We start from the raw sequence: 21591 nt of genomic DNA on the forward strand, positions 1-21591 counted from the left end.
AGGTAGTATGGGTCAGGATTTCTAGTTGTTAATCATCTCATATGGTGGAGCATAAGTGAAAGGTTCTGCTTGTTGCAATTCTGCCCATATTGTTCCAGCTGTGCGTCACACACGCGTCAAAAGGCAATCTGGCGATGACAGGGACGAAAAAAAGCCCGTCCGGGGGAGTGGACGGGCTGAAAGATCCGCTGGATGTCGTCGCAGCGGACAAGGGGAAGAAGTGTTTCCGATGTGCTCACTGTAGGCGCCGAAAATTAAGCCAGACTTAAATCGCCGGAAAAATCGAAAATGCTTTTGCTGCTCCTGGGTAAATCAAGTGTCAGGCTTGCGCAATGCCGTCTGGCAAGGGGTTTCGGACAGGAAATGCTTTGTGGCAGAGTTCAAACAAAGTTGTCAATTTGTTCAAAATTTAGTTGTCTTTTGATTAAAATTTGTTTTACATTAATATCAATTAGACAACAAAAAGGAACATATGAAAGCCTTGATTGCAGCCATCCTTCTGGTAGCCAGTTCAATCGCGGTAGCAGCACCCGGTGGTCACAATGGCGGGGGCGGCTCCGGTAATTCGGGCAGTTCCGGTGGCTCGACTTTGGTGACTCCGTCGGTGGCCGACGTCACCCTGGACGGTCAGCAAGCCAGCAGCTTCACCGTCGCCAGCGGCAATGCTCAGGGCGGTCCCAACGGTGACAGTTCACTCTTTAGCAGCGCCTTCGGCGGCGGTAACTGGAATCTGCTGAGCAAGTTCGGTTCCACTGGGACCCTGTCTGGCGCATCTTCCAGCGTACTGGGTTCCACCTTCACGGTGAGCATGAATCTGGGTAGCGACAGCACGTCCGGTACCTGGAGCATCACCTCCAGCAAGAGCCTGCAGATGGATCTGGTGCTGGGCATCCACGCGGGTGGCTACACCGGTTCCTTCCTGTTCGATAACCTGGTCCTGAACGCTGGCCAGACCAAGAGCGGTACCTTTGTAATCAACTGGACCAACAATGGCAACCAGGTACCAGCGTTTTCCAACCTGACCATGTTCTCAGCCAACGCATCGCTGCATAACGTGGCGCCGGTGCCGGAACCCTCGACCTATGCCATGTTGCTGGCCGGCCTGGCTTTGGTGGGCTGGATGGCCTGGCGTCGTCGCAGCAAGCTTGCTGATCCGGCCTTGCTGGCTGCGGCCTGATGACAGAGCCGGTTCAGTTCCGATAAAAAACGCGCTGGCTTGCGGGCCAGCGCGTTTTTTTGCGTCCTGCGATTACCTCTGGCGGCGGTGTTGCTCAGCGTTCCCGCACGTCCGGCAACAATACGGTCAGCAGGCCGGCCAGCGGCAGGAAGGCGCATAGGCCATAGACCCAGGCAATGCCGTAGAGGTCTGCCAGGTGGCCCAGCAGGGCGGCGCCGATGCCGCCGAAGCCGAACATGAGGCCGAAGAACACCCCGGCAATCATGCCCACCTTGCCCGGCACCAGTTCTTGGGCATAGACCACGATGGCCGAGAAGGCCGAGGAAATGATCAGCCCGATGAGCACCGACAGCACGGCTGTCCAGAACAGGTTGGCGTGCGGCAGCATCAGTGCGAAGGGGGCGGCGCCCAGGATCGAGATCCAGATCACCAGCTTGCGACCAATGCGGTCACCAATCGGGCCACCCACGAAGGTGCCTACCGCCACCGCAGCAAGGAACAGGAACAGGTAGAGCTGCGAGGATGCCACCGACATCTGGAAGCGTTCGATCAGGTAGAAGGTGAAGTAGCTGGTAAAGCTGGCCATGTAGAAGTACTTGGAAAACACCAGCAGCGCCAGCACCACGAGTGCGCGCCGCACGGTCGACGCGGGTAGTTGATGGGCTGCACGCACCTTGCCGCGGCCCTTGCCTGCTGCCAGGTGGCCGCGATACCAGGCCGACACGCGGGAGAGCACCACGATGGCCAGCACCGACAGCAGCACGAACCAGGCCACGTTGGTCTGGCCATAAGGCACTACGATGGCCGCCGCCAGCAAGGGGCCGAAGGCCGAGCCGGCATTGCCGCCGACCTGGAAGGTCGATTGCGCCAGGCCGAAGCGCCCGCCCGAGGCCATGCGCGCAATGCGCGAGGCTTCCGGGTGGAAGGTGGAGGAGCCGATGCCGATCAGGGCGGCTGCCAGCAGGAAGGCTTCGAAGCTGCCCGCCAGCGCCAGCAATACGATGCCCAGCAGGGTGGCGACCGCGCCGCAGGGCAACAGCCAGGGCTGTGGATGACGGTCGGTATACATGCCGATCCAGGGTTGCAGCAGCGAGGCGGTGACCTGGAAGGTCAGTGTGATCAGGCCGACCTGGGTGAAGCTCAAGCCATAGCCGGTCTTCAACATCGGGTAGATCGAGGGCAACAGGGCCTGGATCATGTCATTGATCAGGTGCGCGCCGCCGCAAGCCAGGATGATGCTCATCACCAGCGGCTGGGCGGCGATGGCGGCGGAAGAAGCTGGGGCGTCGGCACTGGCGGCGACGGACGCGGTGGAGTCGGTGGCACTGGTCATGGTGTGGGGGATCGCAAACAGAATGGAGGAGGCAAGCGTATCATTGGCACCTATTGATGCTGATGCCAATTATTGGCGATTAAATGCCATGCGTGTCCAACTCACCTCCGTTTGTCCCAGCGCCGAAGTGGATGCCTTCCAGCATCTGGGCAGTGCCGTAGTAGCCTTTGCGCGCGAGCTGGCCTATCGCGACCTGCTGCGGGCACACTCGCATCGGCGTGGTCAGTTGCTCTATGCGGTGGAAGGCGTGATGCAGGTGCGAACCCCGCAAGGGGTGTGGATGGTGCCGCCGCAGCGGGCGCTGTGGGTGCCGCCCCAGGTGGAGCATGAGATTCGCATGTTGAGCAAGGTGAGTATGCGCACGTTGTACATTGGCGAAGTGGAGGGGCAGGTGATCGGTGCGCAATGTCGTCTGCTGGAAGTGTCGGTGCTGCTGCGCGAGCTGATCCTGGCCTTGCTGGCCGAGCCGCGCGACTATGCTCCGCACAGCCGTGCCGGTCACGTGGCCGAATTGATCCTCTCCGAGCTGGGGCGGGCACCCGCCATTCCGGTGGCCATCCCCTGGCCCCGTGATCGTCGCCTGCAAGCCATCTGCGAAGCCATTCTGGCCGATCCCGGCCGTCAGTTTTCACTGGCCGACTGGGCCGGGCTGGGCGGGGCCAGCGTGCGCACGGTAATCCGTCTCTTTCCCAGGGAGACCGGTCTGCAGTTTCGCCACTGGGTGCAGCAGGTGCATCTGAGCGAAGCGCTGGTGCGGCTGGCGCGTGGAGATGCGGTCGGGGTGGTGGCGCAGGCCTTGGGCTATCGCAGCCAGAGTGCGTTTTCCAGCATGTTCCGCAAGGCCTTGCGCAGCACGCCCAACCAATACCTGCCACGTCAGGAAAAGCGCCGCATCACCCTGGCTACGCAATAGGGGATGACCGCCCACGGCGATTGCGGGCACACTAGCGCACTTCCCTGTTCGTTTTCTGGAGTTTGCATGGTTCAACCTCAACCTACCCGCCTGCCTGCCATCACACGCGAGGCGATGCGTCCCGACCAGCGTGCGATGCTCGACGCCATCCTGGCCGGCCCGCGCAAGAATCTCAACGGCCCTTTCGTGGCCTGGATCCACAGTCCGCCGCTGGGCGAACTGGCCCAACGTCTGGGCGCCTTTTGCCGTTATGACACCGGCTTGCCGCTACGCTTGTCGGAACTGGCCATTCTGACCACGGCGGCGTGCTGGCAATCGCAGGCGGAGTGGTTCATCCACTTGCCCATCGCCATCGAGGCAGGTATCGACCCGGCCGTGGCCGAGCAGATCCGCCTGGGCCAGAGCCCGCATTTCGTCGCCGCCGATGAAGCGCTGGTCTGGCGCTTTGCCAGCGAGCTGTATCGTGACAAACGCGTCTCCGAGACCACCTATGCGCAGGCCTGCGAGATGTTCGGCCTGCAGGTGGTGGTGAACCTGGTGGGTCTGCTCGGTTATTACGCGCTGGTGGCCATGACCTTGAACACCTTCGCTATGCGCGCCGAAGGGCAGGGCGAGGATCAACTGCCCTTTGCGGAGCCGCCGTCAGCGTCTGTCTGATTGGGCGATACGTCACGTCCCGCCTGAGAAGATGCTGATTTGCAAGTGTAAAGATTGACGATCTTTTACCGTAACCAAGTCATGAGAACTCCGAACCAGGAGAGCGAACATGACGATGGAAACCGATCTGACCATCATGGCCCGCGAGGCCCTCACGCAACTGGCCTCGCAATATCCTCCTCGCGGTGACGGCGCGTCGCCCCCCACATCGGCGCCCCGGCCAGCCGTTGAGCAGGCCTTGCCGGAAGAAGGCGTGACACTGTCGTTATCGGCGCAAGGCAAGCTCATGGCCGCGCTGGCCAGTGCCGTCGACAATGTCACCACGGCTGCGGTCGGCTCCACCGAGGCGGTCCAAGTCCTGCTCGAGACTGTTGGTGGTGCTGCGCGCCCGATCACGCGCAATACGCTCTTTGCGATCGAAGCCCAATTGGTAGCCGCGCGTCGTGGCGCCGATGCGATCGCTTTTGCCGATGCGCAACTGCCGCCCTCGGAGGATGCCCAGCGCCTGGTGCAGGCGCGTCAGGCCACCGACTCCTTGTATGGCCGCGCCGCCAATCCATTCACGGGTTTGTCGCGCGCCGAGCTGTCGGCCATCGTCTATGACGATAGTGGCGCCTACACCGTCAACGAACGCTATGCCGCCGCCAACCAGCGTACCGAGCTGGACCAGAAATTCTGGGCACCGGTATTTCAGCGTGCCCTTGACAGCGGCGACTGGAAGCCGGTCATCGCGGCAGCCCTGGTGTTCTACGCCAGTCTGTCGACGCTGGAGCAGACCGCCTATCCTTCCAACTATGCGCAATTGCTGCAGCAATATCTGGACCTCTATCAGTGGCAGCCGCAATCGCCTTTACCGCTGCAGCAGCAGGCCGACCTGGCGCGCATGTTGGAAACCTTGGTCTTGCCACTAGGGCCGATGGCGCTGGCCGGTGGCGTCATCCGCGGCCTGGTCTTGCCACGCCTGGGGCCGTCGCTGGCCGAACTGATCGCTGCCGCGCCGCGCCTGGCCGACCTGGTACAGGTCAACAACATTGCCCACAACGTGCAGGACAGTGCCTATCTGGTGTTGCTGCAACGGGTGTTCGGTCTCTCGCGGCGCGAGGAGGAGCCGGCCCCATTGCGCCGCGCCGGAGCGGGGGCGCTCAATCGCGATTTCCTGGCCTACGATGACCGGCGCCTGCTGGCCGAGGCCTATGCCTACGCCCAGACCCATGAGATGGCATTGGAAGAGGTGGATGCCCTGGCCCGTGATCTGGCCGCCTACCGCCGCGCGCGCGCCGGTGCTGCAAATACGCGAGGTGCTGCTGCGGCTGCAGGTAAGGATGTGCCTGGTAATGGCCTTGCGCAGACGGCGCGCATGAGCAACGCCGATGCGGTCATTGCCCAGCGCTTGTTGAGCAGTCGTGCCGCCAGCATGACGCAGCTCGATCATGGCTTTTTGGCTTGGCTGCTCGATCCGGCCGGTGGCGGCTGGCGCGACGGTGAACTGAGCGGTCACCAGGTCAGCTTCAGCGCCCTGGAAAAACTGCTGGCCGGCCTGGCAGGTGTGGGCATCGGAGAGCCGGCCGGCGAGGGCAGGGGACTGGAAGCCTCGTACCGCATGGCGCTGGAACGCATCGCCCTGCAGGATCTGCCAGTGCTGCGTCAGCAGGCGCAAGCTGCCGCCGGCGATGCAGCGCGCACGCTCACGCTGGCGGCGCAGATGGCGGCACTGGCGCGCAGTGATGCGGCTGACACCGCCTTCATGAACAATGCCCTCATGCTGCTGCGCATGTATCGCATGTCGCTGACCATGAGCCCGGCCGAGCAACGCACCTTGGCCGAACTGGTCTATTGCGCCATGAAGAAGCGTCGCGTGCGCCCGCGTCGGGGCAAGCTCTTCCTGGGCTGGGCCGAGCGCAGCCCGCTGATGCCGTCGCTGCCGGGTTGAGCGAGGGCCGCAGACAGGCTCACACGGTCGGCCAGGCGCGCTGCAGGATGGCTTGCTGCGCCGCCAGGCTGGTGACGGCCAGCGTGCCGTAGACGCGTCCACCATCGCGATCGCAACGACTGGCCAGGAATGCCTCGGCAGATTCGCCAGGGGCATGACGCAGCATGAGCATCATCTGCAGGGCCAGCACCAGTTGCTGGACCAAACGGCGAGCGCCAGCCTGACGTTGTTCTTCCGGTGCCGCCAGCCATTGTTTCAGATCGCGTACACGCTGTGCCAGTGCCGAATGCACAGCGGCTGCATCGTCCAGCGCCATCAGCAGCAGCGCGAAACCTTCGGTCTCGTGCTCGATGGCGCGCAATACATCCAGGCACATCACATTGCCGGAACCTTCCCAGATCGAATTGACGGGCGCTTCACGATAGAGCCGTGCCATCGGCCCGTTCTCGACGTAGCCGTTGCCGCCCCAGACTTCCATGCATTCCCCGGTGAATTCCAATGCGCGCTTGCAGATCCAGAACTTGGCGGCGGGCGTGACGATACGCTTCCAGGCGCGTTGCAGCGGATCGTCCGGGGCATCGAAGGCATGGGCCAGGCGCAGCATCAGCATGGTGGCGGCCTCGCTCTCCAGGGCCAGGTCGGCCAGCACGGCGCGCATGAGGGGCTGCTCGGCCAGCAAGCGGCCGAAGGCGCTGCGATGACGTGCATGGTGGATCGCCTGCACCAGCGCTTGTCGCATCAGCGCGGTGCTGCCGATGACGCAATCCAGACGGGTATGGTTGGCCATCTCGATGATGGTGGGGATGCCGCGCCCGTCCTCGCCCACCATGATGCCCAGGGCTTCTTCGAACTCCACCTCGCTGCTGCTGTTGGAGCGGTTGCCAAGCTTGTCCTTGAGGCGCTGGATCAGTACCGGATTGCGCTTGCCATCGGGCATCCAGCGCGGCACGAAGAAACAGGACAGGCCGTTTTCGGTGCGTGCCAGCATCAGGTGCGCATCGCACATCGGTGCCGAGAAAAACCATTTGTGGCCGGTCAGCAGGTAGGCCGCACCGCGACCCTGCTGGAGCGCATCGGCCGGCATGGCGACGGAGGCATTGCTGCGCACGTCCGAGCCGCCCTGTTTTTCGGTCATGCCCATGCCGATCAGGATGGAGCGCTTGTGCATCATCGGCAAGTCACGTCCGTCGTGCTCGCGCGAGAACAGACGCGTGCGCAATTGCGCGAACAGCGCCACTTCCTGTTGCAGTACCGGGATGGCTGCAAAGGTCATGGTGGTCGGGCAGAGCGACCCGGCCTCGACCTGGGCATGGAGGAAGTAACCCGCCGCCCGTGCCGCGTGAGCACCATCGCCGGGTTGCATCCACGGCAGCGCGTGCAGGCCGGCGCGCCGCAGTTGTTCCAGCAGCGTATGCCAGGCCGGGTGGAAATCGACCACGTCGATGCGATGGCCAGTGCGGTCATGGGTACGCAGTACCGGACTGTGCTGGTTGGCCAGCGCGGCCAGCTCACTCATCTCGGCCGTGCCAAGCGCCTCGCCCTGGCTGGCCAGGGTGCAGTCGTGCCAGTGTGCGCCTTCGCGCTGTACGGCTTCGACCAGGGCCGCATCGTTGCGGTAGAGGTTGTAGTCGCACAGGTCAGGGGCCTGGTTGCTGATGTCGTGGGTATGCATGTGGTCTCCGTGGGAGCCGCGCAAGCCTTGTTATTGTGCCGGATCGTTTGGTCGTGGTGCGCGCCTGAAAGCCTTTAGTGTGCGCGTATTTGGCGGGCTTGTGAACCGTAGAAAAGATCTCGCGAGCACAGGAGCTGAGGGGGGATAACCAGTTTTCCCTTCCTGTGCGCCGTTTAATAGGCCATATAATACTCAGCTTTGCCCTGAGCATTCATGCTTGCCAGCCATCACAAGACACCTGCAGGTACCACTCCTCGCCCTCCAAGCCATGCACCCTACCGCCGCGACATTGATGGCCTGCGGGCCATCGCCGTGCTCTGCGTGGTGGTGTTCCATGCCTTCCCGGAATGCCTGCCAGGGGGATTCGTCGGGGTGGACATCTTCTTCGTCATTTCCGGCTTCCTGATCAGCGGCATCCTGTTCGACGCGCTGCAGCGAGGGCACTTCAGCATCATCGACTTCTATATCCGACGTGTCAGGCGCATCTTCCCCGCGCTGTTGCTGGTGATGCTGGTGTGCCTGCTGGCGGGTTGGTTCATCCTGCTGCCGCAAGAATATCGACAACTGGGCAAGCACATCCTCGGTGGTGCCGGCTTCGTCTCCAACATCGTGCTGTGGAGCGAGGCCGGTTATTTCGACACCTCGGCCGAGACCAAGCCCCTGCTCCATCTATGGTCGCTCGGGGTGGAAGAACAGTTCTACCTGTTTTGGCCCTTGCTGCTGTGGGCCGCCTGGAAACGCCGACGCACGATGCTGGCGACCCTGTTGACGGTCATGCTGCTGTCCTTTGGTTGGAATGTCGTGTCGGTCCACCAGGATGCCGTGGCCGCTTTCTACCTGCCGATGTCGCGTTTCTGGGAATTGGGGGCGGGGGGCTTGCTGGCCTACTGGCGGGGCAGGAGCGCGCCTGTCCAGGGCAGCGTGGCCAACTGGTTCTCGGCCATCGGGCTCTTGCTCATCATCCTCGCCATTGCCGTCATCACCAAGCAAGACCTCTTCCCTGGCTGGTGGGCTGCGCTACCGGTGGCAGGCGCCTTCCTGTTGCTGGCGGCCGGGCCACAGGCCAGCGTCAATCGCACCCTGCTGTCGCACCGGACCATGGTGTGGCTCGGCCTGATCAGTTATCCGTTATACCTGTGGCATTGGCCGCTGCTGGCCTTCGCGCGCTTGCTGGCGGGGGATACGCCACCGGTCGATGTGCGTCTGGGGGTGGTCGTGCTGGCCATGGTGCTGGCCTGGTTCACCTATCGACTGCTGGAAGTCCCGGTGCGCCTGCGCGCCTCCGGTCGCAAAGTGGCGGTGACGCTGGTGCTGTTGATGCTCTTGATGGCTGCGCTGGGCTGGTTTGTCGTCAAACGCAATGGTATGGAATTCCGCAACATGGGGGCCTTGGCGATGTTGTTCAACGACCAGGTCAGGCAAACAGCGGCGCTGAACCACTTCGAATTGCCGCATCCCTCTTGCGCCTCCTTGATGGGGAAAGAACATTCCCGCGACTGGTGTACCGCGCCCGTGAGCTCGGCGCCACCACAAGTGCTGCTCATCGGGGATAGCTATTCAGGGGCCTATGCGCCCATGCTGGCGCGGTTGTATGAAACCAGCCCGCAGCCGCAACTGGTATTCCGGCAATTTGCCCGTGGCGGTTGTGCTTCCTTGCTCAATTACAGCAGCGGCTACTGCCTGGAGATTGCCGAACGGCTGGCCCAGTATGCGCGCGACACCCCCTCGATCCAGACCGTGGTCCTGGCCGCCAACTGGCCGGGCCAGTTCGCCGCCGATCAGAGCGATATTCTGAGGGCACTGGAACAGACCATTTTGTATTACCGCCAACTGGGCAAGCGCGTGGTCGTGCTGCTGTCACCGCCCAACGGTGCCAATCCGAAATCCTGCGTGCTGCGTGGCGTCCACCTGTCCGATGCCGACTTCTGCAACTTGCCGCTGGCCAAGGCCGAACAGATGGACGACCACTACCGCGAGCAATTGCTGCCGCTGCTGCAAAGGCTACAGGTGCCGGTATTCGATCCCTTCCCCACGCTGTGTGATCAGCATGGCTGCAAGGTCATCGATGGGCTCCGCATTCTCTATTTCGATCCCGGTCACCTGAGCCAATACGGTGCGCAGTTCCTGGCCGATCATGCCGGGCAGGCATTGCGCCGACTGCTGCTGGGGATGCCAGCAAGCTGAAACGGTCTTTCAGCACACCCGATGCTTTAAATGATTTGGCTATATCCTTATAAGCATCTTGTTAGGTCGCACTGCCGACACATGCGCAGCAGTCATATTAGAATGGCCATTTCGACCAAAGATCGCCCCGTGCCCATGCACGGCTGCGCAAGAAAGCCAAGCAGATGTCTTATCCGACCATCGAATCGACCATCGGCAATACCCCGCTGATCCAGTTGCCGCGCATCGGCGGCGACGAAGCCAGGCGCCGCAACAACCTCATCCTGGGCAAGCTCGAAGGCAATAACCCGGCCGGCTCCGTCAAGGACCGCGCCGCCTATTCCATGATCACCCGCGCCGAAGCGCGCGGCCAGATCAAGCCGGGCGATACCCTGATCGAAGCCACCAGCGGCAATACCGGTATCGCCCTGGCGATGGTGGCGGCCATGCGCGGCTACAAGATGGTCTTGCTGATGCCCGAGAACCTGTCCGAAGAGCGCCGCCAGAGCATGGCAGCGTATGGCGCCAAGATCGTGTTGACGCCCAAGAGCGGTGGCATGGAATACGCGCGCGACCTGGCCGAGCAGATGCAGAAGAATGGCGAAGGCCTGATCCTGGACCAGTTCGCTAACCCCGACAATCCGCTGGCTCACTACGAGACCACTGGTCCCGAGATCTGGCGCGATACCAAGGGCAGCATCACTCACTTCGTCAGTGCCATGGGCACCACCGGTACCATCATGGGAGTGGCGCAATTCCTGAAGGAAAAGAATGCGCAAGTGCAGATCGTCGGCGCGCAACCGGAAGAGGGCTCTTCCATTCCTGGTATTCGCAAATGGCCCGAGGCCTACCTGCCCAAGATCTTTGACCGCTCGCGTGTGGACCAGATCGAGTCGGTCAGTCAGGCCGACGCCGAGAACATGGCGCGCAAGCTGGCTGTGACCGAAGGGCTGTTCTGCGGCATCTCGGCCGCAGGCGCCTGTGAAGTGGCGGTGCGGCTGTCACATCAGCTGGAAAACGCCACCATCGTCTTCATCGTCTGCGATCGTGGTGACCGCTATCTATCGACCGGGGTATTCCCGGCTTGATGGTAGATCAGGGGCTTCAGTGAGAAGAGGCCCTTGAAGCCTCGGCGCAATGAAAAACGGAGCCAATGGCTCCGTCAGGTTGATGACGAACCCCGTGTTTTCGAACACGGGGTTTTGTTTTTCAGGCGCAGGTAATTTGCAGATGGTCGATGGCGCAGAAGCCAAGCAAGGCGCGCATTTTTCGCTGTAGCCACTTTTGTACGCTGGCAGAGGCGCTCAAACCGTGTAAAAGCGCGCGCAAGCGCGCCACCAACAGGGCAATCTTCTTCATGTTCTGGGCCGCCGCCGCCAACAAGCACTGCTCGGCGACCTTGCGCAATCCCCGCATACGGGCATAACGATGTCCGTGCAATTGCTTGGCGTCGGCGAAGCTGCGTTCTACCGTTTCCTTGCGTCGGGCATAGATGCGCTTGCCCCATTCGGTACGACGCCGATCATCCACCTTCTCCTTGGAACGCTCCCACACATGGCGCGTCACCACCTTGACCGCATTGGCGCTATTGGTGCATTGCTCGCGTACCTTGCAGCCTCGGCATTGCTCAGGGTTGGATTTGTATTCCCGATACCCGAGTCGATTGGTCGTGCTGTAGCGCAAGGGTTGACCCTGCGGGCAGATGTATTCGTCACGGTAGGCATCGTACTCATACGCCCGTTTAAAGAATGTCCCCGGCTTGTGGTTGGGTGTGCGGTAGCCCATCACGCCGCTGATCTCGCGATTCTCCAGTCCCTGGCAGACGGCCGGTGTGAAGTAGCCCGCATCCAGGCCAACGGCCTGTACATCAAATCCGAACGTCTGGCGCTGACGATCCAGGCGTGCCAGATAAGGCTGACTGTCATGGACTGAGGCGGGCGTGACATGGGTATCGGTAATGATGGAATGCTTGGCATCGACGGTGCGGTGATCCAGGTAGAAGAAGCCCTTGGGCTTGTCGTCGCGCACCATGTAGCCGCTCTCGGGATCGGTGCGACTGACCTTGATCTCTTTGGTGGGCGGCTCATCATCGTCGTCACGCTTGAGCGGTTTCTTGCCATGCTCGGCACGGTCGATATCCACAGCGGCATCCAGTTCGGCCAGATAGGCCGAGGGGGTCTGGGTAACTTGAACGTAGTCGAACTTGTTCTTGTTGGCGTTGGCCTTGAGGTGGGTGCTGTCGCTGTAGAGCACACGGCCATCGACCATGCCGCGTCCAATGGCCTGGCGCACGATCTCGTCGAAGATCTCTTGATAGACGGTGGTATCAATGAAGCGGCGGCGCCGGTTCTGGGAGAAGGTGGATGAGTCCGGTACCTTGTCGGTCAGACGGAATCCGGCAAACCAGCGATAGGCCACATTGACCTGGACCTCGCGGATGAGCTGGCGCTCGCTGCGGATACCGAAGAGGTAACCGATGAACAAGAGCTTGAAGAGTACCACCGGGTCCAGTGCCGGGCGGCCATTGTCGGCGCAATACAGATGCGCCACCTTCTCTCGGATGAACTCGAAATCCACCGCCGCGTCGATCTTGCGCAGCAGGTGGTCCTTGGGCACGAGCATCTCGATGGTCACCATCTCTAACTCGTGCTGGGCGGCTGTCGGTTTTTTGAGCATGACCGATTAAACAACAAAGCCTTGGCTTTCGCCAAGGCTTTGTCATCAATCTGACGGAGCCAATGGCTCCGTTTTTGTTTTCCTGGCCCGGCTCGGCGGCCCTGATGGATTCCTGTCAGACGAAAACCAGAGGGAATATCTTCGGCGCTTGCAGGCAAACACCGAACATGATTTATGCCGATTATTCCGGGGTGCCGCTGGTCGGCGCTGCCGTGCCGGGCGCTGCGCCTGGCTTCGGCTTGAACTGCTTGTCACTGATGCGGAATTTCTCGCGACGATCGCCCATCAGTTCGCGCAGTTCGCGGATGGATAGCTCGCTGACTTCATGCATACGGATCAGCAGCGAAGCGCCCACCGGCAGGCGGCGGTGACGGATCTTGCTGATCACCGGCGGTGCCACTTCCAGCGCACGTGACAAGGCTGCATCGTTTTTCAAATGCAGCTTTTCGATCAGCGCATCGAGCAGATGGTTGGGATCGTAGTTGACTTGATCGGAAATCGAGTTGGATTCAGCAGTATCGTGGGTAGTCATGATCGGGACGTTCCATTATGCAGATGTTTGTGGAAGGCTTTGCGCCTATGCATTAATTGTTTGTAAAACTGCAAAACGCGACTCACGTTATCCGAGCCAAGGCAAAGCCTTTTTCTGCAAGATATCGAAAGCCCTATCAAAGAACGACTTCAAACGGCACTTATCAAGTTGCTTTGTTCTCTGACCTAGTGCGCTTGGAGCAGCACAGCAATAATTCTATGTCTATATAGAAATAATTGCACATTTTTCATGCAGTCAGAAAATTCTATTCCCCAATAGTTGCAGAAACTCATTTTCAAATTTGTAACAGATATTAACAGGATTTTTTGGACATTTGCTAGCGTTGTTCTTTTGATACGACAAATGGCAGCATATTCCAGCCTGTTAGCCCTAGTTTCCGCAAAGTAACCATGTTTTTTTCGAAGATTGCGGCTGCATCGGGGTAGGCGGCGACTGCCCGGTCGATGCTGCTTTCTCGCAACAGATGGAGGATGGGGAAAGGCGAGCGATTGCTATAGTTCTCGATATCGTCGGCTTGCGCATCGGCAAATTGGTAGTGCGGATGGAAACTGGCGATCTGTAGCTCGCCATCAAGCTCCAGTCGTTCCAGGATGCGATCGGCCCAGTCCAGGAAATCGTTGTATTCCAGGAACTCTGCCAATGCGAGCGGGATGATGAATAGGGTGGTATCGACCTGTTCCGGGTCGGCTTTTGCCAGAAAGCATAATTCTTCTTCCAGCTCGGCAGCCAGACTGTCCCAATCTTGATGGCGGCTCACGTGGTATCGGACTTGATCCTTCACATGTACCGACTTGGCGAATGGACAAAGATTCAGACCGATCACAGCCTGTTCCAGCCAGGCGCGTGTGAGGGCGACGACCTCATTGTCGCTCGGAGTCGAAATGGAGTGAGTTGCTGAAGTGTTCATATCGTCATTGTCGCACGTCCCACCACCGTCCCCCGGCTTCACATCCAGTCTGAACCGCAAATGCCCACAGCCGCGCCAGATCGGCTATGCTTGCCAACCTTTGGCGGCGGCCGGCATGAAGATATGCAGTGCTCGCCTTTCCCTCGTACGAACACAATCCCATGGCGCTCAAATCCACCATCTTCAAGGCCGACCTGCAGATCTCCGACATGGATCGGCATTACTACCAGCAACACGCGCTGACCATCGCCCGTCATCCCTCCGAGACCGATGAACGGATGATGATCCGGGTGCTGGCCTTCGCCCTCCATGCCAGCGAGGCGTTGGCCTTCGGCAAGGGCTTGTCCGATACTGATGAGCCGGACCTGTGGCAGAAAGACCTGACCGGTGCCATCGATCTGTGGATCGAAGTAGGGCAACCCGATGATCGCGCCATCCTCAAGGCCTGTGGCCGCGCGCAGCAGGTGCTGGTGTACAGCTACAGCAGCACCTCCAATATCTGGTGGAACCAGACCGGTAGCCGCGTGGATCGCGCCAAGAACCTCAAGGTGATCAATATCGCGGCGGAGGCCAGCCAGGCCCTGGCGGCGCTGGCCCAGCGCACCATGCAACTGCAGTGCACGATACAGGATGGCCAGGTCTGGCTGGGTGCCAATGAAAACATGGTGTTGATCGAACCGGAAACGATCAAGGATTTTGCCTGATTCTCCAGCGGGAGCAGCAAGAGGAGCGGCAGGAACGGGGGTGATCCCCCGAACTTAGTTTTTCCACAGCAAAAACTTAGTCGTTCTCCCGCAAAAACTTAGTTTTTTTCCAGCGCATCCGCACGTCGCTGCAGATGTGTCAGCAAGCGTTGCCCTTCGCTGTCATGGAACCAGGCGGCATGGCCGAGGAAGTAGGTGTCATAGGCCAGCGAGGCATTCCGGGGCGACTGCGTCACGCCATGGAAGTAATCCAGCTCGGCCAGCGCAAACTCGGCATGGACCAATGGCAGCAAGGCGGCCAGCGCCCGCATCTGCCTTGCGCTTAACGGCAACAGTGAGGCATAGCCGTCCAGCATGGCATCGAGCAGGTCCAGGTGGACCAGTTGCGTGTCGCGCTGGGCCATGGAGAGCCACTCGACGATGTTGCGTTCGATCGCGGTGGCCAGGTCATGCAGGGCGCAGGTGCGGTCGCACAGGCCGAAGTCCAGCACCGTCCTGACCTGCGCCTGGCGCGTGGCATCGCTCCACAGCAGGTTGGAGGCGTGCCAGTCATTGTGCGTCCACAGCGGCGTGAATTCATCCAGGTAAGGCTTCAATGCCCCATGCCAGGGCAGCAGGTGCTGCGCCACTTCCCCGCGCCAGGCACGTCCTTCCAGATACTCTGCAATGGCCGGACGCGCCTCGATGTAGGCTTGCAGTGGGCGTACCGGATCTTCCTGCGAGAAGATGGTGAAGCTCGATACCAGTGGCCTGGCCGGTCGGGCCGGGGCATCGTAGCCGGCTGACGCCTGGTGCAGCCGCGCCAGCATCTGTCCTGCCGAATGCGCATGGGTGCAACTGGTGAAAGGGGTCCAGGACATCGCTTCACGATACAAGTCCACCCCTGGCGCCAGCGGGAATACCTCATAGGTCCAGTATTCATCGGCCAGGGCGGTGGCCCCGTCAGTCGTCGCCAGGGCCGTGCTCACCGGCAGGCCACGCGCCTGCAGGTGGGCCACGAAGCGATGTTCCTCGGCCAGTGCGGCCACGTCACGCACGCGTGCATGATGACGCTTGACGATAATGGGGCCGCTCTCGGTCTGCATCACGCAGGCCGCCGAGAAGGGGCGCGGGCTATGCCACTCCAGTCGCAATGGCTGGCCCACGTCGGGATAGTGTCGCAGTACCCGTGCCACTTCAGCCGAGGTCAGCGCGGGCCAGTCGGAAATGACCGGTTCCACGCCCATGCCGTGACTGATGACGCGGGTGAGGTGATGGGAGGCGGCGTCCATGTCGTCTTCTTCAGCAGTGAGCGGCTCAGAAATCGTATTGCAGTGACACCCGCACGGTGCGTGGCGCCCCCAGGTGTACATAGCCATCGCCCAGGTACTGGCCGGCATCCTTCCAGTAGCGCTTGTCGAAGAGGTTGTCGACGTTGGCGCGCAGGGTAGCGGTGTGGGCGTTGAGGCGCATCCGGTAGCGCAGGCCGGCATTGAATACATGCACCGCCGGCAGGCTCACGCTGCCGTCCCGGGTAGCCGGTTTGCTGCTGCTGTAGAGCCAACTACCCAGCAGGTTCAGGCCTTCCAGGCTCGGAACGGCATAGTCGGCATAGACGCTGCTGCGCAGGCGCGGCACGTTGACCACCTGCTGGTCATCGTAGGCGGCCGTACCGGTATCGCTGGCACGGGCGCGCGTGGCGCTCACGCTGGCACCAACAGCCAGGCGCGGCGCGAGCTTGCCGCTGGCGCCCAGTTCGATCCCGGTGTTGGTTTGGCGGCCTTGCTGGACGTAGGTGAAGCCGGCGCTGCTATTGTCCGGCTGCTGGAATTCATAGGCCTTGCGGATGCGGAAGATGGCCGCCGTCAGCGCCAGTTCGGGCGAGACATCGTATTTGACACCGGCTTCCAGTTGCCGTGCCACCGAAGGCGGCAGCGTGGTCGGGAAGTTGCTGACCCAGAACGGCGCCGAGCTGCCCAGCGTGAGGGTTTCGGCATAGCTGCCATAGAGCGACATGTTCTGCGCCGGCTTGTAGATCAGCGCCAGTTGCGGCAGGAACAGGTTGCGTGCGGTGTTGCGGGTCACGCTGCCATCGGCGCCAAAGGCCTGCTCGTTCAACCACACCTGGCGTCCGCCGGCGATGACTTGCCAGCGTTCGGAAAACTGTAGTCGGTCGCTCAGGAACAAGGCTTTCTGGCGGCTGTCCAGATTGCGATAAGCCGGGCCAGGAAGGGTGGTGGCGGGCGCCAGCGCGGGCGTGCCGGTATAGATATTGCCGCTGCCCACCAGCACGCTGATGCCGTCGGACTTGTCCACCACCCGCCGCGACATCTCCAGTCCCACGGTCAATTCATGTTGCAGCCAGCCGGTGGCGAACTTTCCGATCATGACTGCCTGGGCGTCGTCATTGTGGCGCTCATCATCGGGGACGCGATAGTCATACACATCGAAGTCGCCATTGGCGGCAAAGGTGGAAGAGGCGCCGCCACCGCTGCCATAGGGGAAGGCCAGGTAATCGTCGATCACCGCCCGACTGCGACCGGCCTGTACATAGCCGCGCCAGTTGGCGTTGAATTCGGTATCCAGTCGCAGACGATAGTTCAGCGAGCTGTCACGCACCGGCTGCGCCCAGGATTGCGGCGTCAGCATGGTCTTGGGTGAGACGCCCGAGGGCAGCGTGGTGCCGCCCAGAAGCTGGTAACCGGCCACCGAATGCTGGGCCTTCTGCTGGTATTCGGCATCGAACTGCAGCAGGGTCTTGGACGACAAGGCCCAGGTCGCCGCGAGCGAGGCAAAGTCGCGCCAGCCATCACCATTGTTGACGTACGAGTGAATATCTTCATGCGCCGCATTGAGGCGCAGGCCGAACTGCTGTTGCTCGCCAAAGAGCGCGCCCAGGTCAGTGGCCAGGTAGCGCGAGCCATAGGAGTCGCTGCCCAGTGTGATGGAGCGCACATTGGCCGGACGTTTGGTGACGTAATTGACAATGCCGCCGGCGCTGCTCACGCCGGCCTGCAAGCCAGCCACACCCTTGAGGAATTCGACGCGTTCCTTGTTTTCCAGCGCAATGGTCTGCTCGCCTGCCACGGTCAAGCCGTCGATGCGATAGGCGCTGGCCGGGTCCAGTGTCACGCCACGGATGCTGAAGTTTTCGTAGTAGCCCACCGGGGCGTAGTTCTCGTTGATGGAGGCATCGTTCTTGACCACGTCCGACAGTACGCGCGATTGCTGGTCGCGCATCTGCGCACCGGTGACCACGGCGACCGAGGCGGGCGTATCCAGCAGCGGCGCATCGTCGAATCCGGCCACGGCGGCCGAGCGCACCCGCGCGCCTTCCTTGCCGGCGCCGCTGGCGGTGACGTTGACCGTGGGCAGGGCCTCGCCCTTGTCATCGGGGGTGTCAGCGGCGCGGGCGGCGGCCGACAGGCCCAGCGAGGTGCCGGCCAGCGTCAGCATCAGCGTGGAGGCCAGGGGTGCAATGCGTTTCATCGTGGTTCTGATCGTGGAGAGTAGAAAGCTGGGGCGGGCCATGCACGCCCGGTGGTGTGGATCGTGTCGGGAGCGTTTCAGCGATTGCGTGCAACGGCCACGGCATGGCCGAGATCGGCCACCGACATCGCATAGAAGTAGCTGCGATTGTACTGCGTGATGGCGTAGAAGTTATTGGTGGCAATCCAGTACTCGGTAGGGCCGGTGCCGTTTTGCAGGTCCACCAGGCCAAAGCGCATTCCAGCCGGCAGTGGCGGGGTGCTGATACCTGCCGCGTGCAGTTCGTCGGCGCTGTACTTGGCTTCCAGGCCCTGGTTGAGCATGTTTTCCCATTGGCGATTGTCGGCCGAGACGCTCACCGGGAAGGCCACCGGTTCGCCACGCTGCCAGCCGTGCACGGCCAGGTAGTGGGCTACGCTACCGATGGCATCCACCGGCGAATTGCGCAGGTCGATCTTGCCATCGCCATCGAAGTCCACCGCGTATTCACGGATGCTGCCGGGCATGAATTGCGGCCAGCCGATGGCGCCTGCATAGGAGCCGCGCAGTGACATCGGATCGATGCCGGCCTCGCGCGCCAGCAACAGGGTGTTTTCCAGTTCGCCGCGGAAGAAGGCCATGCGGGCCTCACGGTTGGGCGTGTTGGGATAATCGAAGGCCAGCGTGGTCAGCACATCCATCACCCGGAAGTTGCCGGTGTTGCGCCCGTAAACCGTTTCCACGCCGATGATGCCGACGATGATTTCCATCGGCACCCCGTATTGGGCCTCGGCCCTGGCCAGCGCCACGCCATAGGTGTTCCAGAAATCGACCCCGGCATTGATGCGCACCGGCTCCACGAAGCGGGCGCGGTAGGCGGTCCAGTTCTTGGGCTTGTTGCTGGGAGCCGGCTTGATGAGCTGGATGGCGGTATCGACGTAGCGGGTCTGGGCGAAGAGCGCATTGAGATCGCTGCGCTGGAACTGGTTGCGCTCCACCATTTCATCGATGAAGCGGCCCACATCCTTCCACTCGTTGAAGTTGACGAACTCGCCCTGCTCAGCACTGGCGACCTTCTTCTTGGCCGGCGGGCTGGCTTTCTTCTGCGTCGCCTTTTTCGGTGTTTTCTTCTCCGCTGCCTTGGCGGGCTTGCTCTCTTGCGCGTGCGTGGCCAGCGGCAGGGTGTACAGGCTGGCCAGCAACAGGGTGGCGGGCAGGGAAGTCAGGCGGAGCAGGGAGATGGGCATGAGCGGCAAGCGGGGGGAGGGCGAGACAAGCCTGCAAGTATATCGCATCGACCGCCTCGCCCCGCGCTGGTGCATGAGCGTCGCAAGCGTTGTACACGATGGACGACAGCGGATGTACACTAGCTCTACGAGACAACCCAGGCTGCCCCGTGGCTTGCCTGATAGCAATAAGATCAATAATGACTACCGCCATTTATACCCACGCCGATTGCCAGCGCCATGAAATGGGCGATTGGCACCCTGAGACGCCTGCTCGCCTGGAGGCGATCGAGGATCAGTTGATCCTGAGCCGCATCGATCATTTCCTCGATCGCCGCGATGCGCCGCTGGCCGATCCGGCTGAACTGGAGCGCGTGCATACGGCCGCCGCCGTCGATTACGTGCGCGAGCATAGTCATGCCCTGAGCCTGTCGGGCGAGCATTACCATTCCATCGATGGCGATACCCTGCTCAACAAGCATAGCTGGCGCGCCGCCCTGCGCGCGGCGGGTGCGGCTGTAGCCGCCACCGATGCGGTGCTGGCCGGTGAACTCGACAACGCCTTCTGCGCCGTGCGCCCGCCCGGACACCACGCCACGCACGGCAAGGCCATGGGCTTTTGCCTGTTCAATAACGTGGCCGTGGCCGCGCGCCATGCCCTTGATGTGCATGGGCTGGAACGGGTGGCGGTGATCGACTTCGACGTCCATCACGGCAATGGCACCGAGGATATCTTCGCCCATGATCCGCGGGTGCTGATGGTGAGCTTCTTCCAGCATCCCTTCTACCCCTTCTCGGGCGATGCGCCCACCGAGTCGCACATCGTCAACGTGCCGGTGCCGGCCTATTCGGATGGCAGCGCAGTCCGCCAACTGGTGACCGAGAAGTGGTTGCCGGCGCTCCATGCGCACCAGCCGCAGATGATCTTCATCTCGGCCGGTTTCGATGCTCATCGCGAGGATGACATGGGCCAGTTGGGTCTGGTGGAAGCCGACTATGCCTGGATCACCCGGCAGATCATGAAGATCGCCGACCAGTACGCCCGGGGCCGCATCGTCAGTTGCCTGGAGGGTGGCTACAACCTGTCGGCGCTGGGGCGCAGCGTGGTGGCGCATCTGAAGGTGCTGGCTGATCTCGAATGACAAGATGAATAGTCAGTTGATGGATAATTAGTTTATCCACAGCCATTTCTAACGATCTGCATCAGGAAAACTTAGGTTTTCCCCAAGCCCCACGTCCATCTCAAACCTCATGGGCCTCAAAGGCTGCAATGATCGCATCGGCCACCGCTCGCACCCGTGCGGTGCGGTTCAGGTCGCTGTGCAGGACCAGCCACATGTCATATGGGGTCGCGCGCTGCGGCCAGATGCGCACCAGCCCGCTGGCCTTGTCACCCATGTGGGTTGGCAGTTCACCGATGCCCACTCCGGCTTGCAGGCAGTCATACATCACCAGTCCGGTACTGACTTCCATGGCCACGTTGGCATGGGTGATCGATTCGCCACTGATCTGTTCCGACTTCACCGGCGAGACGCTGCGCGGATAGATCACCACGTCATGTCCCTTCAGCCCGGTACCGGGCTCGGGCAGGCCACGTTTCTTCACATAGGCTTTGGCGGCATAGATGCCCGTGTACAAGCGCTTGAGATGGCGCGCGATCAGGTCCGGCGCATCCGGGCGCACGGTGCGCACGGCGATGTCGGCTTCGCGCTTGGTCAGGTTGGTGAGCTGGGTCGAGGTCGAGAGTACGACCTTGATGTTGGGATGCTCCTGGCGCAGATGCTGCAACGCTGGCATCAGGAAGTAGCGCGCCGTGAGGTCGGTAGCGGCCAGCCTGACCACGCCGCACAGGCGTTCATCCAAGCCCTGCATCTGCCGCTGCAACTGCTCGGCGCCTTGCTCCATCTGGCTGGCGGCAGCGCCTGCCAGTTCCCCCGCTGGCGTAGGCACGTAGCCGCTGGGCGTGCGCAGGAACAGGCGCGCCCCCAGCGATTTTTCCAGTGCGGCCAGGCGCCGGCCCACCGTGGCCTGGTCGATGTCCAGTTGCTCGGCCGCGCCGCGCAGCGTGCCCACCCGATAGATGGCGAGAAAGATGCGGGCATTGTCCCAGTCCACGATAGCTAGCTCCGGCAAATTAGGTGATGCAGATTTGCATCAGGGTGCCGATTCTATACCTATTTATTGCATCACGTTCCGGGCCTAGAATCTGCCCCATCGTCGCCCGCCCCGGAGA

The 21591-nt window shown here is 61.6% G+C and carries 17 protein-coding genes; 8 read left to right on the plus strand and 9 right to left on the minus strand.

What is annotated here, in order from left to right; translation table 11 throughout:
• Nucleotides 1–472: 472 nt before the first annotated feature.
• Nucleotides 473–1177, plus strand: coding sequence for a PEP-CTERM sorting domain-containing protein (locus RC54_RS04225; RefSeq protein WP_061789223.1), 705 nt, complete (start codon nucleotides 473–475; stop codon nucleotides 1175–1177).
• 94 nt (nucleotides 1178–1271) lie between these two features.
• Here RC54_RS04225 and RC54_RS04230 read toward each other — a convergent pair whose 3' ends face one another.
• On the minus strand, nucleotides 1272–2510 hold the full coding sequence (locus RC54_RS04230; RefSeq protein WP_061789222.1) for an MFS transporter: 1239 nt from the start codon (nucleotides 2508–2510) through the stop codon (nucleotides 1272–1274).
• An 88-nt stretch (nucleotides 2511–2598) separates the two neighbouring features.
• Between RC54_RS04230 and RC54_RS04235 the strand changes: the two genes are divergently transcribed.
• The 3 genes from RC54_RS04235 (at nucleotide 2599) to RC54_RS04245 (ending at nucleotide 6010) form a co-directional block, all read left to right on the plus strand.
• Entirely contained in the window at nucleotides 2599–3423 is an 825-nt protein-coding gene (locus tag RC54_RS04235; protein WP_061789221.1) for an AraC family transcriptional regulator, read from the plus strand.
• A 66-nt stretch (nucleotides 3424–3489) separates the two neighbouring features.
• The gene (locus RC54_RS04240) at nucleotides 3490–4080 is read left to right on the plus strand and encodes a carboxymuconolactone decarboxylase family protein (protein ID WP_058894336.1); all 591 of its coding nucleotides are present in this window, start codon (nucleotides 3490–3492) and stop codon (nucleotides 4078–4080) included.
• Nucleotides 4081–4189: 109 nt separating this feature from the next.
• On the plus strand, nucleotides 4190–6010 hold the full coding sequence (locus tag RC54_RS04245; protein ID WP_061789220.1) for a hypothetical protein: 1821 nt from the start codon (nucleotides 4190–4192) through the stop codon (nucleotides 6008–6010).
• A 19-nt stretch (nucleotides 6011–6029) separates the two neighbouring features.
• Here the strand turns inward: RC54_RS04245 and RC54_RS04250 are convergent, their stop codons facing one another.
• Nucleotides 6030–7682, minus strand: a complete 1653-nt coding sequence (locus RC54_RS04250; RefSeq protein ID WP_061789219.1) for an isovaleryl-CoA dehydrogenase — start codon at nucleotides 7680–7682, stop codon at nucleotides 6030–6032.
• A gap of 213 nt (nucleotides 7683–7895) precedes the next feature.
• Here RC54_RS04250 and RC54_RS04255 point away from each other — a divergent pair, with 213 nt between their 5' ends.
• Both RC54_RS04255 and cysM read left to right on the plus strand, forming a co-directional pair.
• Nucleotides 7896–9866: an acyltransferase family protein gene (locus RC54_RS04255; RefSeq protein WP_244216443.1), complete on the plus strand. Its 1971-nt coding sequence runs from the start codon at nucleotides 7896–7898 to the stop codon at nucleotides 9864–9866.
• Between the two features lie 164 nt (nucleotides 9867–10030).
• Nucleotides 10031–10933 carry a cysteine synthase CysM gene (cysM, locus tag RC54_RS04260; protein ID WP_058894339.1) on the plus strand — a complete coding sequence of 301 codons (903 nt, stop codon included), beginning with the start codon at nucleotides 10031–10033 and terminating at the stop codon, nucleotides 10931–10933.
• A gap of 121 nt (nucleotides 10934–11054) precedes the next feature.
• On the opposite strand, the gene RC54_RS04265 is transcribed toward cysM, so the two are convergent.
• The 3 genes from RC54_RS04265 to RC54_RS04275 form a co-directional block, all read right to left on the minus strand.
• Nucleotides 11055–12521: an IS1182 family transposase gene (locus RC54_RS04265; RefSeq protein ID WP_244216356.1), complete on the minus strand. Its 1467-nt coding sequence runs from the start codon at nucleotides 12519–12521 to the stop codon at nucleotides 11055–11057.
• Between the two features lie 181 nt (nucleotides 12522–12702).
• A complete protein-coding gene (locus RC54_RS04270) occupies nucleotides 12703–13053 on the minus strand; it encodes a hypothetical protein (RefSeq protein ID WP_058894340.1) in 351 nt (116 codons plus the stop codon).
• 337 nt (nucleotides 13054–13390) lie between these two features.
• Nucleotides 13391–13981, minus strand: coding sequence for a DUF1415 domain-containing protein (locus tag RC54_RS04275; RefSeq protein WP_058897479.1), 591 nt, complete (start codon nucleotides 13979–13981; stop codon nucleotides 13391–13393).
• Nucleotides 13982–14142: 161 nt separating this feature from the next.
• On the opposite strand from RC54_RS04275, the gene RC54_RS04280 reads away from it, so the two are divergent.
• Nucleotides 14143–14685 carry a YaeQ family protein gene (locus RC54_RS04280; RefSeq protein ID WP_026051981.1) on the plus strand — a complete coding sequence of 181 codons (543 nt, stop codon included), beginning with the start codon at nucleotides 14143–14145 and terminating at the stop codon, nucleotides 14683–14685.
• 98 nt (nucleotides 14686–14783) lie between these two features.
• Here RC54_RS04280 and RC54_RS04285 read toward each other — a convergent pair whose 3' ends face one another.
• The 3 genes from RC54_RS04285 to mltB all read right to left on the minus strand — a co-directional run bounded on the left by RC54_RS04285 (nucleotide 14784) and on the right by mltB (nucleotide 19379).
• On the minus strand, nucleotides 14784–15956 hold the full coding sequence (locus tag RC54_RS04285) for a phosphotransferase enzyme family protein (RefSeq protein WP_061788841.1): 1173 nt from the start codon (nucleotides 15954–15956) through the stop codon (nucleotides 14784–14786).
• Between the two features lie 25 nt (nucleotides 15957–15981).
• On the minus strand, nucleotides 15982–18153 hold the full coding sequence (locus RC54_RS04290) for a TonB-dependent siderophore receptor (protein WP_061788842.1): 2172 nt from the start codon (nucleotides 18151–18153) through the stop codon (nucleotides 15982–15984).
• A 77-nt stretch (nucleotides 18154–18230) separates the two neighbouring features.
• Nucleotides 18231–19379: a lytic murein transglycosylase B gene (gene mltB, locus RC54_RS04295; protein ID WP_174526061.1), complete on the minus strand. Its 1149-nt coding sequence runs from the start codon at nucleotides 19377–19379 to the stop codon at nucleotides 18231–18233.
• A 179-nt stretch (nucleotides 19380–19558) separates the two neighbouring features.
• On the opposite strand from mltB, the gene RC54_RS04300 reads away from it, so the two are divergent.
• The gene (locus RC54_RS04300; RefSeq protein ID WP_058894344.1) at nucleotides 19559–20500 is read left to right on the plus strand and encodes a histone deacetylase family protein; all 942 of its coding nucleotides are present in this window, start codon (nucleotides 19559–19561) and stop codon (nucleotides 20498–20500) included.
• A 100-nt stretch (nucleotides 20501–20600) separates the two neighbouring features.
• Here RC54_RS04300 and RC54_RS04305 read toward each other — a convergent pair whose 3' ends face one another.
• Nucleotides 20601–21473 (minus strand): LysR family transcriptional regulator, encoded by an 873-nt coding sequence (locus RC54_RS04305; protein ID WP_058894345.1) that lies wholly within the window; start codon nucleotides 21471–21473, stop codon nucleotides 20601–20603.
• Nucleotides 21474–21591 lie beyond the last annotated feature (118 nt).

The organism is Herbaspirillum rubrisubalbicans, from assembly GCF_003719195.1.
Lineage (GTDB): Bacteria > Pseudomonadota > Gammaproteobacteria > Burkholderiales > Burkholderiaceae_D > Herbaspirillum > Herbaspirillum rubrisubalbicans.

Bases quoted from the DNA above. Each gene is read 5' to 3' on its own strand.
- RC54_RS04225 (WP_061789223.1), top strand. From the start codon at position 473: ATGAAAGCCTTGATTGCAGCCATCCTTCTGGTAGCCAGTTCAATCGCG.
- RC54_RS04230 (WP_061789222.1), bottom strand. From the start codon at position 2,510: ATGACCAGTGCCACCGACTCCACCGCGTCCGTCGCCGCCAGTGCCGAC.
- RC54_RS04235 (WP_061789221.1), top strand. From the start codon at position 2,599: ATGCGTGTCCAACTCACCTCCGTTTGTCCCAGCGCCGAAGTGGATGCC.
- RC54_RS04240 (WP_058894336.1), top strand. From the start codon at position 3,490: ATGGTTCAACCTCAACCTACCCGCCTGCCTGCCATCACACGCGAGGCG.
- RC54_RS04245 (WP_061789220.1), top strand. From the start codon at position 4,190: ATGACGATGGAAACCGATCTGACCATCATGGCCCGCGAGGCCCTCACG.
- RC54_RS04250 (WP_061789219.1), bottom strand. From the start codon at position 7,682: ATGCATACCCACGACATCAGCAACCAGGCCCCTGACCTGTGCGACTAC.
- RC54_RS04255 (WP_244216443.1), top strand. From the start codon at position 7,896: ATGCTTGCCAGCCATCACAAGACACCTGCAGGTACCACTCCTCGCCCT.
- cysM (WP_058894339.1), top strand. From the start codon at position 10,031: ATGTCTTATCCGACCATCGAATCGACCATCGGCAATACCCCGCTGATC.
- RC54_RS04265 (WP_244216356.1), bottom strand. From the start codon at position 12,521: ATGCTCAAAAAACCGACAGCCGCCCAGCACGAGTTAGAGATGGTGACC.
- RC54_RS04270 (WP_058894340.1), bottom strand. From the start codon at position 13,053: ATGACTACCCACGATACTGCTGAATCCAACTCGATTTCCGATCAAGTC.
- RC54_RS04275 (WP_058897479.1), bottom strand. From the start codon at position 13,981: ATGAACACTTCAGCAACTCACTCCATTTCGACTCCGAGCGACAATGAG.
- RC54_RS04280 (WP_026051981.1), top strand. From the start codon at position 14,143: ATGGCGCTCAAATCCACCATCTTCAAGGCCGACCTGCAGATCTCCGAC.
- RC54_RS04285 (WP_061788841.1), bottom strand. From the start codon at position 15,956: ATGGACGCCGCCTCCCATCACCTCACCCGCGTCATCAGTCACGGCATG.
- RC54_RS04290 (WP_061788842.1), bottom strand. From the start codon at position 18,153: ATGAAACGCATTGCACCCCTGGCCTCCACGCTGATGCTGACGCTGGCC.
- mltB (WP_174526061.1), bottom strand. From the start codon at position 19,379: ATGCCCATCTCCCTGCTCCGCCTGACTTCCCTGCCCGCCACCCTGTTG.
- RC54_RS04300 (WP_058894344.1), top strand. From the start codon at position 19,559: ATGACTACCGCCATTTATACCCACGCCGATTGCCAGCGCCATGAAATG.